The sequence below is a fragment of the Pseudarthrobacter leeuwenhoeki genome, assembly GCF_055412885.1.
This window is the reverse complement of sequence record NZ_JBVAYY010000013.1, coordinates 1-11,495: the sequence shown is the minus strand read 5'-3', so window position 1 is coordinate 11,495 and position 11,495 is coordinate 1. Positions and strand designations below refer to the sequence as shown.

The window sequence follows — 11,495 nt, the reverse complement described above, 5'->3', positions numbered from 1 at the left end:
CGACTGGCTCGAGGCCAGCGCCGGGCGGGTGCTGGCGGCGCCTGCCGGGTGACCGGTGACCGGAGGAGCCTAAGCCCCGACGCCCCGGTAGCTTGAGGAGCCGATCGCCAGCCCCACCGCGATCATCACGAAGAACAGCAGGGCGAGCGCGATCCCCACGTAACCGAGCACCAGGCCGGCAATGGCCATGCCTTTGCCCGACGGCTCGCGCCTGAGGGCCAGGTGCCCGAGGATGACGGCCGCGAGTTGCGGCAGGAGGAAGAAGCCCAGCCCAATGAAGGCGGCGATGCCGCAGCAGAGGCTGGCGATGCTCAGGCCCTTGGACTCCGGGGGTACGCCGTAATAGGCCGGCTGGCCGTAGGCGTTGAACGGGCTGCCCGGCTGGCCATACTGGACCGGCGCACCGTACGGCTGCTGGGCGTACGGCGGCTGGGCCTGGGGGCCCTCAGGCTGCTGCCCGTCGGGCTGCTGGTTATAGGGCTGCTGCGGTGCCGCGCCGTACGGCTCCGTGGGCTGGCTGTAGTCGGGGCCGGGCTGGCGGTTCTGATCGCCGGAGTCCTGGCCAGGAATATACGACGGCGGCCGGTAGCCCTCCGGTATCCCGTCTTGCTCCGGTTTTGGCTGGTCAGTCATGGTTTTCCCCTTTGGACGTCTCTGGGTTCAGCCTACCGCCGTCCCGTGGCGAAGAGCAGGATATTTCTTGCGTCACAGGGGCCGTAATGCGCCCAAATCATGTCCCCTGCCACACCGGTCTGGCATGCTGGTGCAATGGCTAGCCGCGCGGGCACTGTTGCCCAACCCCAAGACCTTGTTGAACTCACTGCGCTCCTGGATGCGTACTACGACGTTGCCCCGGATCTTGGCGATCCCGGCCAACGGGTGGCCTTCGGCACTTCCGGGCACCGGGGTTCGAGCCTGAAAGCCTCCTTCAACGAGCCCCATATCCTCGCCATCACCCAGGCGATCGTGGAATACCGGGCAGGCCAAGGCATCACCGGGCCGCTGTACCTGGCCAAAGACACCCACGCCCTGAGCGAACCAGCCCAGAATTCCGCCCTCGAAGTCCTTGCGGCCAACGGCGTCACCGTGCTGATCGACGCCCGCCACGGCTACACCCCAACGCCGTCGCTGAGCCACGCCATCCTCACGCACAACAACAACTCCCCCGCAGGGGCTCCGCAGGCAGACGGGATCGTGGTGACCCCCAGCCATAACCCGCCCGGCGACGGCGGCTTCAAGTACAACCCCCCGCACGGCGGCCCCGCTGACTCGGACGCGACCGGCTGGATCGCCAACCGCGCCAACGAGCTGCTGGAGAATGGCCTGCGCGCGGTCAAGCGGATTCCCATCGCCGAGGCCCTCAGCGCCGGCAGCACGGGCAAGTTCGACTTCCTCAGCAGCTACGTGGACGATCTTCCCTCTGTCCTGGACCTCAATGCCATCCGCGACGCCGGCGTCCGGATCGGCGCCGACCCGATGGGCGGAGCGTCGGTGGACTACTGGGGCGAGATCGGCGAGCGCCACCACCTGAACCTCACGGTGGTGAACCCCACCGTCGATCCGCAGTGGGCCTTCATGACCCTGGACTGGGACGAGAAGATCCGGATGGATTGTTCCTCCCCGTCGGCAATGGCCTCGCTGATCAACCGCATGTCCAGTGGCGCGAATTTTGACATCGCCACCGGCAACGACGCCGACGCCGACCGGCACGGCATCGTGACCCCGTTTGTCGATGGACAGGGGGGCCTGATGAACCCGAACCACTACCTCGCCGTCGCCATTGACTATCTGTACCGCCACCGGACCGGGTGGAACCCGCAGTCCGTGATCGGCAAGACCCTCGTCTCGTCCTCGATCATCGACCGTGTGGCCGAAAGCCTGGGCCGCAAGCTCGTTGAGGTGCCGGTTGGCTTCAAGTGGTTCGTTCCCGGGCTGCTGTCCGGTGAAGGGGCGTTCGGCGGCGAGGAATCCGCCGGCGCCTCGTTCAACAAGATGGACGGCAGCGTGTGGACCACGGACAAGGACGGCATCCTGCTGGCGCTGCTGGCCTCGGAGATCACAGCCGTCACAGGCAAGTCGCCGTCACAGCTCTACAAGGGGCTCACCGATCAGTTCGGCGATCCCGTTTACGCGCGGATTGACGCCGCGGCCACGCGCGAGCAGAAGGCGGCGCTGGCCAAGCTCTCGCCGTCGGACGTCACCGCCACCGAGCTTGCGGGTGAGACCATCACCGCCAAGCTGACCGAAGCGCCGGGCAACGGCGCGGCAATCGGCGGGCTCAAGGTGGTCACCGAGAACGCCTGGTTCGCGGCCCGCCCCTCCGGCACCGAGGACGTCTACAAGATCTACGCCGAGTCCTTCAAGGGAGCAGAGCACCTCAAGCAGGTCCAGGCCGAGGCAAAAGCGCTGGTGGACGGGGTCATTTCCTAACCCCCGCCGGGGCCCGCTGCCCCGTTCAGGCCGGCTCTTCCTCGAGGCCGCCGGCAAGGACGGAGCGGTCCCGGCCCAGGGTCTTGGCGCGGTAGAGCGCGGCGTCCGCGGAGGCGATCATCGCGCCAAGGTCCACGCGGCCGGGAGCGGTCGAGGCGATTCCATAACTGGAGGTCGGCAGACGCGGGATCACCGGTGACGTCGAGGCCTGCATCCGGGCGCTGATTTCCGAGGCGATTTTCCCGGCCCTTTCGGGCCTCACTCCCGGCAGGAGGATGATGAACTCCTCGCCGCCGTAGCGGCCCACGAGGTCGGTGGAGCGGACTGTTGATGTGCAGGCGTCGGCGAACGCCTGCAGTGCGACGTCGCCGGCCGAGTGGCCGTACTCGTCGTTGATGGCCTTGAAGTGGTCCAGGTCCGCCAGGATCAGGGACGCCATGGTCTTGGACCGGCTGAGGCGGCGCAGTTCGTTCTCGGCAAGGTCCAGGAACGCCGTGCGGTTCAACAGCCTGGTGAGCCCGTCCACGGTGGCGCGGGCGCGGAGGTCCTGGGTCTGCTGCTCGTAGCTCAGCTCCGCCATGGTGAAGGACGCCACCACCATGATCACGGCCGAACAGACTGTCATCGGAACGGATCCAAAGAAGGTCAGGAATACTGTCCCGTCGCGGCCCTCCAGCATAAACGCGGCGAAGCGGCCCAGATAGAACGCGGCCAGGAGGCCGGCACCCACGGCCAGGATGAGGTGAACGCGCGAAAAGTGCCGGTCCAGCAGGAACAGTTCCCGGCAGCCAAGGCCGATCAGCAGGCCCATGAATCCGAGATAGGCCGGGGCCCCGGACCACACATTGGTGGCCGGCTGGTCCAGCACCGACGCCACGGCGGTGATGGCAGGCCCGGTGGCGAGGTACCAGACCTTCGGAACCGTAGCCCGCAGCGAACGGGCTCCCGCCCAGATGCTCGCCGCGGCCGCCACGAGAAACACGTTCCCGAGCGGGTTGGCCCAGATCTGGTGCGGTGTGCCGTCCAGCAGGTACGCCGCGTTGCCGGACACGAAAAGCAGCAGGGCCAGACACCACCAGCCGCTGTAGGCCGAACGCGTCCGGCGGAAAGTGATGAAGTAGAAAAGCAGCAGCAGGGTCAGATCGACCACCGCCAAGGCGACACGCAAGGTTGCGATGTCAAGCATCATGTAATGGCCCCCCGGTCCGCTCGCAGTAGCCCGATTTGCGTCGACTCCGCGCCGCAGGTGACCCTAAGTATTGCACTCCGCGGCAAGGAAGTGTGACCGCGGTCTCGGATGCGATATGAGCGGGCCGGACCGGGCTTCCATCAAAGTCCGCCGGCCCTGTGTTTACGGCCGCAAAGCGGACTAAACTGGGAAGCGGCCCCGGATGCGGCCTTGCGCTCACCCGCAGAATAGCGTCCCGAGTGCCTCCGGCCTGTCCCCCATGGTGCCGGAGGCACCTCCGCGTCAACTCAGCGCAGGCTGAGCGGACCCCGCGTCAGCGAAACATTCCGGTCAGACCGTGCGGGCGACGTCCCCGTGACTTCCGGCACAGCGGCGCCGCCGGCGACGCATGCCGGAAACACGGGCGCGGTAAAGTTGCTCCGGAAGATTCCTTCCCGACCCGCCACACATTCTCTGAAAGGCCCCGGCAATGAGCATGTTCGGTACCAAATGGAAGCTCCACGGCAACGGCAAGTCCATCCGCCCGGGCGAGGTCGTGAAGCCGGATGAGCGCCTTGCCTGGCCGCTGACCATTGGCATCGGGATGCAGCATGTTGTCGCCATGTTCGGCGCCACCTTCCTGGTCCCGATCATCACCGGCATGCCGCCGGCCACCACCCTCTTCTTCTCCGGCATCGGCACGCTGCTGTTCCTGGTCATCACCAAGGGCCAGGTGCCGAGCTACCTCGGGTCCAGCTTCGCGTTTATCGCACCGATCATGGCCTCGCAGCAGCAGTACGGCGTCGCCGGCGCACTCGGCGGCGTGGTGCTGGCCGGCGTCGGGCTGGCGATCATCGGTGCGGTGGTGCAGAAGTTCGGGGCCGGCTGGATCAACCGCCTGATGCCGCCGATCGTCACCGGTGCCATTGTGGGGCTGATCGGCCTCAACCTCGCACCCGCGGCGAAGAACAACTTTGTCGCGGCCCCGATCACGGCCCTCATCACCCTGGCCACGATCATCGTGGTCAGCGTCTTCTTCCGCGGCATCCTGGGCCGGCTGAGTATCCTGGTCGGCGTGGTGGTGGGCTACATCGTGGCGATGATCCGGGGCGAAGTGGACTACGCCAAGATGGACGCCGCCGCCTGGGTGGGTCTGCCGTTCTTCCAGACCCCGGAATTCCACCTGGGTGTCGTTGGACTGTTCCTGCCCGTGGTGCTGGTGCTCGTGGCGGAGAACATCGGACACGTGAAGTCCGTGTCCGCCATGACCGGCCAGAACCTCGACGGCGTCTCCGGGCGCGCGCTGATGGCCGACGGCGCGGCCACTGTGCTGGCCGGCATGGGCGGCGGCTCCGGCACCACCACCTACGCGGAGAACATCGGCGTGATGGCCGCCACCAAGGTCTATTCGACGGCGGCCTACTGGGTGGCCGGTGTCTTCGCCGTGGTGCTGAGCTTCTCGCCGAAGTTCGGCGAACTCATCGCCACCGTCCCGGCCGGCGTGCTGGGCGGCGCGGCCACGATGCTCTACGGCATGATCGGTGTCCTCGGCGTCAAGATCTGGGTGCAGAACAAGGTCAACTTCTCCAACCCGATCAACCTGACCACCGCCGCGGTCGCGCTGATTGTCGGCATCGCCGATTACACCTGGACCATCGGCGACCTGGTGTTCACCGGCATCGCCCTGGGCTCGGCGGCGGCCCTGGTGATCTACCACGGCATGAAGGCGATCGCGAAGGTCCGCGGCACGGTTGCGGAGCCGGAAACGGAAGGCCCCGTGGCCGCAGCCACCGGCGCCGCGAAGCGCCCTCCGAAGAAACGCCGCTAACCGCCGCGGCGCTCCCGCGCTCCAGCCGAAAGGCCGGGGCCCGGACACCACGAAAGGTGTTCGGGCCCCGGCCTTCGCTGGTTGGTGGCGGCTTAGCCGGCGTCGAAGGCTTCCTCGTCGTCGTCGCGGTCCTTGGGGGCCTTGTCATCGGGCAGGTCCGTTCCCGATCCGTCCGGCAGGCCGGCCGCGTCCTGGCCGGGCTCCGAGGAGAACGGCCGGCCGGTGTCGGGCTCTTCGGTGTTGGACTCGTCCATCTCCGCCTCCGAGGACGGCATGGCTGCCTCGGAATTCTCCGAGGCGTCGGCGTCGTAGCCGGGGGTTGTACTGGCGTTTTCCGAACTCATTTGTTCCTCCGTTCCTCCGAAGCGTCCTGCTCCGGGTTCTCCTGCACTGTCCTGGTCCTCGGCGCCGAACTGGCTCAGGTCCGGGACGCCAGCCGGGTAGGTTTCCCCGTCCGGGCTGTCCTGGCTGAGCCCTGCGGCGTCGAAAGCTTCTTCCTCGCGGGGCTGGGCGAACTTCCTGGTGTCCCCCCCGGGCAGCTCCTGCTCCGCCGTCGGCGTTCCGTAGCCGCCGGCTTCCTCGCTCGGATCCTGCTGTTTCTGCTGGGTCATGCTGTTCCTCCCGTGCTGGATTCGTGAACTGCGTGGTTCCTGGATCTGACGGAATCTGCCTTGCAGGGCCTCAGAGGCCTTTGCCGCCCGTGACTGGCAGGACGGCGCCGGAAATGTAGGAGCCCTGGTCGGAGGCCAGGAGCACGTAGGCCGGCGCGAGTTCCGCCGGCTGTCCCGCCCGCTGCAGCGGGGTGTCCTGGCCGAAGGACGGCAGTTTCTCCGGCCACTCGGTCGCCGGGATCAGGGGCGTCCAGATGGGACCCGGGGCCACGGCGTTGACGCGGATTCCCTTCGGGCCGAGCTCCTGGGCCAGCGCCTTGGTGAAGGCGACCTGCGCGGCCTTGGTCATGGCGTAATCGATGAGCTCGGGCGAGGGATTGAATGCCTGGATCGAGGCTGTCGTGGTGATCGACGCGCCCGCCTTCAAATGCGGCACCGCCGCCCGTGCGGTCCACATCAGCGAGTAAAGGTTGGTCTGGAAGACGCGGTCGAACTCCTCGGTGGGCAGGGACTCGAAGCTGTCGCGGTTCTTCTGGTACCCCGCGTTCAGCACGACGACGTCCAGGCGGCCGAACTCGGAGAGCGTGTCGTCCACGATCCTGGTGGCGAAATCCTCACGGCGTCCGTCGCCGGCGATCAGCAGCGCCTGGCGGCCTGCTTTGCGGATCCACGCTGCGGTGTCCTGGGCGTCAGCTTCCTCTTCCGGCAGGTAGGAGATGGCGACGTCGGCCCCCTCGCGGGCGAAGGCGATGGCCACCGCCTTGCCGATCCCGGAGTCCCCGCCGGTGATCAGCGCGGCCTTGCCGTTGAGAGCGCCGCTGCCCTGGTAGCTCTCCTCGCCGTGGTCCGGCTGGGGGTCCATGGGCGCGGTGAGGCCCGGCTGTTCCTGCACCTGCTCCGGGAAGGAACCGGAGTAGTAGCCGCCCCGGGGGTCGCGCGGCTGGTCCTGCTGCTTGTTTGAATCACTCATAGTCCACCTGCCCAACGTGTCGGTTTTGCGGGGCCAGCTCCCGGGCCGCGGGCGCTGACCCGGACCTGAGAAACTGTCCCTGCGAAGTAAATAATTCCACCCTACCCGGAAATTCATCAGCAACCTTAGTAACGGCTTGAATTTCCTCCAGCTCAAGCCTAGGTTGTGTGTTAACTGCCACCGCAGCCTCATCCGCATTTCCCCGGAGGCGAACGAGTGTCCGATCGAGAGTCTGCGTCCGCTCCACGAGAGTCCGCTCCACTAGAGTCCGCTCCGCAAGGGCGCGCCGCGGATGGGTTCGGGCCGGAACGCAACGAGACCCCGGTCGAAAAACTGGACCGGAACTGGTTGGAGTTGCTGCAGGAACTGCGGGTGCTGCAGACCGGCGTGCAAATTCTGGCGGGGTTCCTGCTGACCCTGCCCTTCCAGTCGAGGTTCGAGACGCTGGACGATTTCCAGACCACTCTTTACCTTGCCAACGTGGCACTGGCCGCCTTCACCACGGCCCTGATCCTGCTGCCCGTGAGCGTGCACCGCCGTCTGTTCCGCCTGCATCTCCGCGCAGCCCTTGTGTCCAGCGCGGACAGGATCGCGAAGGTCGCCCTGGCCGGCATCGGACTCCTCAGCGTCGGCACGTCCGCGCTGGTTTTCGACGTCACGGCGGGCCGTGCGGCGGGCTTGATTGCCGGGGCGGTGTTGCTGGCGGTGCTGCTGATCCTGCTGGTCCATGTGCCGGGCAGGCTGCGCCGGCAGGCCGAAAAAGGGAACTGACACGCCGGGTAGGACGGTGCTGGAGCACCCGGCACCAGGGCGTTCCTCGGGGCGGCGTGCGGGACACCGGCCGCGTAGCCGCACGATGAAACCGGCGCCTCAGCGCTCAGGCCCCCTCGAGCACCTGGCTGGTGGCCCAGGTGAGGTACCTGGCGGCGTTGGCGACTGCGTCGTCCGGGCTCCCGGCCAGGTCCAGCAGCTGCGCCGCGGCCACCACGCCGTGTTTGGCCAGGTCCTCCGGGGTGACCAGGATCCGTCCCGCGACCACAATGACGGGAATGCCCAGGCTCTGGGCGGCTTCGGCGAGCGCGATCGGCGCCTTGCCGGTCAGCGACTGCGAATCCAGCGAGCCCTCACCGGTGATCACGAGATCCGCCTGCGCGAGTTTGTCGGCCAGCCCCGTGAGCCCGGCCACCAGCTCGAAGCCGCCTTCCAGCGCCGCGTTGCCGAAGGCCAGGAACGACGCCGGGAAGCCGCCGGCCGCCCCGGCCCCGGGGACGTTGACGTCCCGGCCGGTGAATTGGCGCAGCACCGAGGCCCAGTTGCGCAGTCCCGCGTCGAGCAGTTCCACGGCGTCCTCGTCGGCGCCTTTCTGCGGGCCGAACACGTGGGCTGCGCCGTCGCCGCCAACGAGCGGGTTCTGCACGTCGACGGCGATCCGGAACGTGACCGAGCCCAGCCGCGGGTCGAGGCCGCTGGCATCGAGCTGTGCCACCTCGGTGAGCGATCCGCCGCCGAGGGGCACCACGTTGCCCGCGGCGTCGAGCGGTTTGAGACCCAGCGCGCGCAGGGCGCCGCTGCCGCCGTCGGTCATGGCCGAGCCGCCCAGGCCCAGAACGATCTCCGTCGCGCCGGCGTCGAGGGCCGCAGCGATCAGCTGGCCGCAGCCGTAGCTGTGCGCGCGCAGGGCGTTGGCCGGGGTGGGCTCCATGTGCGCCAGCCCGGAGGCCTGGGCGGTTTCAATCACGGCAGTGGCCCCGCCGAACGCGTTCTTCCGGATGGCCCAGGCGGCGCCCACCGGCGCCAGGATCGGGCCCACGACGGCGTTGAGCCGCTCCTCATACCCGGCGGCGACGGCCGCCTCAAGGGTTCCTTCGCCGCCGTCGGCCACCGGAAACTGGATGGCCTCGGCGTCGGGATAGACGCGCAAGGCACCTTCGGCGATGGCGGCGGCGGCTTCGGCGGCGGTCAGGGAGCCCTTGAATTTGTCCGGGGCGATCAGGATGCGCATGCTTCCATCCTGCCAGTCGCGGCCCGGGCCGCCGGACCGCCCCGCACAGCTGCACGTCCGGGGTCAGCCGCTCCAGTCGCCGCGTTCCTGCAAGACTTCCTTGAGCAGGTCCGCGCGGTCGGTGACGATCCCGTCCACGCCGAGGTCCAGCAGCCGGCGCATTTCCGCCGGGTCGTTGACGGTCCAGACGTGCACCTGCAGCCCGTGCCGGTGGGCACGACGGACGAACCTGGGGGTCACCACGGTCACGGCGCCGTAGCGGACCGGAACCTGCAGGGCGTCGACGCCGCGGAGCGCACGACCCGCCGTGAGGCGCAGCAGGGGTGCGGGGAGGACCGGTCCGAGCAGGACGAAGAGGGCGTTGGACACAATGCCGGCCGAGCTCGCGGCGGGGCGGCTCAGCTGCTTCAGCACGGCCCGGCGCCGGCGGTCCGAGAAGCTGGCAATCAGTACACGGTCATGCAGGCCGAACCGTTCGATCGCCGCGGCCACGGTATCCACCGAGTTCCAGTCCTTGACGTCGAGGTTGAACCGGACGTCCGGGAAGGCCGTGGCGAGTTCCTCAAACAGCGGGATGGGTTCCGCGCCGCCGATCCTCGCCCGCGCGACGGTCTCCGCGGAGAGTTCCGAGATCCGGCCGCGTCCGTCCGTGACACGGTCCAGGGTTTCGTCGTGGAACAGCAGCAGCACACCGTCCGCCGTGGTGTGCACGTCCGTCTCCAGGTGCCGGAAACCCAGGTCGACGGCGGAGCGGAACGCTGCCATGGAGTTCTCCAGGCCGTCCCGGGAGAAGCCCCGGTGCGCCATGGCCACGGGACGTACCGGACCGTCACCGGAGGTAAAAAAGGGGTGCGGGGTGCTCACTCCTGAAGCCTATCGGAGCCCTGCGGAACGCGGCTGCGATAGGGCACGGCGAGGAACAGCACGGGACGGCACGGCGAGGATCTGCGCAGTCCGGCCGGTGGGGCGGTGACAGCTGGCAGGGCCGGATCCGGTGGCGGGTTGGATCAGCTGGCGGGCAGGAGGATCTCCACGCCGTCGCTGCAGTGCAGGAGCGTGCGGCCCCGCCCGCCGTCGAGGTCCACCCAGACCGCGGTGTGGTCCGCCGTGACGGCATCCACCCGGCCCCCGGTTTCGTAGCCGGGCGCCAGCCGGACACTGACGCGGTCGCCCTGTTGCAGGCTCTTCCAGTGCGCGTCCGGCGCCGCCGGGCGCAGGGGCGTGTCGTCCATGTTCTTCGTGCGGTACTTGGCCATGATTTCCCACCGTCAGTCAGCTGATCCGTCGTGAGATTCCAGCGTAGGACGCCAAGGTGAACGCCAGTTGACCGTCAGCTGGGAGTCCGGTGTCTGCGCGGGCCGGGATGGCGGGGGCGGGGGCTCTGGCGGCTGAAGGGCGCCGGTCAAGGGCGCCGGTCAGGGCGCCGAGTCAGGGCAGCCGGACGCCCAGGGCTGCGAGCTTGGCCTCGAGGATCTGGGCGACGCCGTCGTCGTCAAAGTGCGGGGCCTGCTGCCCGGCGGCGAGGATGGCCTCCGGGTGGCCGCTGGCCATCGCGTAGCCGTCGCCGGCCCAGCGCAGCATCTCGATGTCGTTGGGCATGTCCCCGAACGCCACGACGTCGGCCGCGCCGATGCCCCGGGCGGCCGCGTATTCGGCGAGCGTGACGGCCTTGTTCACACCGGGCAAGGACAGCTCCAGGAGGGCCATGTTCGGCGCCGAATGCGTCGCTGCGGCCAGGTGGGCGACGGCGGGGGTCACCTCGGCCAGGAACTCATCGGCCGTGCCCTCCCGGACGATGGCCATGAGCTTCACTACGGAGTCTTCGGCCGTGAGCGTGCTGTGCAGCGGCGCGGGGGTGAGCTCGGCCAGCAACGGGCTGCTGCCGGTGTTGAGGAACCCCGGTTCCAGATGGAAGCCGGTCAGGGTCTCGGCGGCGAAAACGGCGGAGGGGCGCAGCCGGTGGATGATGCGGCGCGCCTCGAAGACGGCGTCGAGCTGCAGGCCCCGGGCCGAAACGAGCCGGTCCGCCTCAAGGTCCCAGACGACGGCGCCGTTGGAGCAAATCACTGTTCCCGTGTGCCCCAGTTGGTCCTGCAGCGGGTGAAGCCAACGCGGGGGACGGCCCGTGACGAAGACCAGTTCGACGCCGGCTTCCCGGCACGCGTGGAACGCCCGGACGGTCCGGTCACTGATTCTGCCGTCGTGGCCGAGGATCGTTCCGTCAATGTCACTCGCTACCAGCCGCATGCTGCCAGTCTACGTTGGCGGTGCCGGGGCGTTTTCCGGTGTGCCCGAGGCCGCCCCTAGCGGCCCGCGCCGGTGCACGCCGGTGCACGCCGGTGCACGCCGACGCCGAATTCGTGGGAGCCATGCCCGGTCGCCGGAAGGTTACGGCGAGCGGGCAGGCCACCGGCGAATTCGGCGGCCGGGGCGGGGGCGGCCGGGGCGGGGGCGGCCGGGGCGGGGTCGGCCGGGGCGGGGTCGGC

At 68.7% G+C, this 11,495-nt stretch carries 12 protein-coding genes; 3 read left to right on the top strand and 9 right to left on the bottom strand.

Going from position 1 to position 11,495, the window contains the following annotated elements; genetic code table 11:
• Positions 1-69 precede the first annotated feature (69 nt).
• Positions 70-633, bottom strand: a complete 564-nt coding sequence (locus tag ACZYX4_RS12850; protein WP_463876443.1) for a DUF4190 domain-containing protein — start codon at positions 631-633, stop codon at positions 70-72.
• 135 nt (positions 634-768) lie between these two features.
• Here ACZYX4_RS12850 and pgm point away from each other — a divergent pair, with 135 nt between their 5' ends.
• Entirely contained in the window at positions 769-2,430 is a 1,662-nt protein-coding gene (gene pgm, locus ACZYX4_RS12845; protein ID WP_463876441.1) for a phosphoglucomutase (alpha-D-glucose-1,6-bisphosphate-dependent), read from the top strand.
• 25 nt (positions 2,431-2,455) lie between these two features.
• On the opposite strand, the gene ACZYX4_RS12840 is transcribed toward pgm, so the two are convergent.
• Complete coding sequence (locus tag ACZYX4_RS12840) at positions 2,456-3,619, bottom strand: GGDEF domain-containing protein (RefSeq protein ID WP_463876439.1); 1,164 nt, start codon at positions 3,617-3,619, stop codon at positions 2,456-2,458.
• Between the two features lie 469 nt (positions 3,620-4,088).
• Here ACZYX4_RS12840 and ACZYX4_RS12835 point away from each other — a divergent pair, with 469 nt between their 5' ends.
• Entirely contained in the window at positions 4,089-5,426 is a 1,338-nt protein-coding gene (locus tag ACZYX4_RS12835; RefSeq protein WP_463876437.1) for a uracil-xanthine permease family protein, read from the top strand.
• A 92-nt stretch (positions 5,427-5,518) separates the two neighbouring features.
• Here the strand turns inward: ACZYX4_RS12835 and ACZYX4_RS12830 are convergent, their stop codons facing one another.
• Together ACZYX4_RS12830 and ACZYX4_RS12825 are read right to left on the bottom strand one after the other, a co-directional pair.
• The gene (locus ACZYX4_RS12830; protein WP_463876435.1) at positions 5,519-6,037 is read right to left on the bottom strand and encodes a hypothetical protein; all 519 of its coding nucleotides are present in this window, start codon (positions 6,035-6,037) and stop codon (positions 5,519-5,521) included.
• Between the two features lie 70 nt (positions 6,038-6,107).
• Positions 6,108-7,007 carry an SDR family oxidoreductase gene (locus ACZYX4_RS12825; RefSeq protein WP_463876433.1) on the bottom strand — a complete coding sequence of 300 codons (900 nt, stop codon included), beginning with the start codon at positions 7,005-7,007 and terminating at the stop codon, positions 6,108-6,110.
• Positions 7,008-7,181: 174 nt separating this feature from the next.
• On the opposite strand from ACZYX4_RS12825, the gene ACZYX4_RS12820 reads away from it, so the two are divergent.
• Positions 7,182-7,778: a DUF6328 family protein gene (locus ACZYX4_RS12820; protein WP_463876664.1), complete on the top strand. Its 597-nt coding sequence runs from the start codon at positions 7,182-7,184 to the stop codon at positions 7,776-7,778.
• A 106-nt stretch (positions 7,779-7,884) separates the two neighbouring features.
• Here ACZYX4_RS12820 and ACZYX4_RS12815 read toward each other — a convergent pair whose 3' ends face one another.
• From ACZYX4_RS12815 to ACZYX4_RS12795, 5 genes are all read right to left on the bottom strand, one after another.
• Positions 7,885-9,009 (bottom strand): glycerate kinase, encoded by a 1,125-nt coding sequence (locus ACZYX4_RS12815; protein WP_463876431.1) that lies wholly within the window; start codon positions 9,007-9,009, stop codon positions 7,885-7,887.
• 63 nt (positions 9,010-9,072) lie between these two features.
• Positions 9,073-9,816, bottom strand: coding sequence for a glycerophosphodiester phosphodiesterase (locus ACZYX4_RS12810; protein WP_463876662.1), 744 nt, complete (start codon positions 9,814-9,816; stop codon positions 9,073-9,075).
• Between the two features lie 200 nt (positions 9,817-10,016).
• Positions 10,017-10,265, bottom strand: coding sequence for a hypothetical protein (locus tag ACZYX4_RS12805; protein ID WP_463876430.1), 249 nt, complete (start codon positions 10,263-10,265; stop codon positions 10,017-10,019).
• Between the two features lie 172 nt (positions 10,266-10,437).
• Positions 10,438-11,256: an HAD family hydrolase gene (locus ACZYX4_RS12800; protein ID WP_463876428.1), complete on the bottom strand. Its 819-nt coding sequence runs from the start codon at positions 11,254-11,256 to the stop codon at positions 10,438-10,440.
• Positions 11,257-11,312: 56 nt separating this feature from the next.
• Positions 11,313-11,495, bottom strand: a 183-nt coding sequence (locus ACZYX4_RS12795; protein ID WP_463876426.1) for a hypothetical protein, incomplete at its 5' end; no start/stop codon positions are given.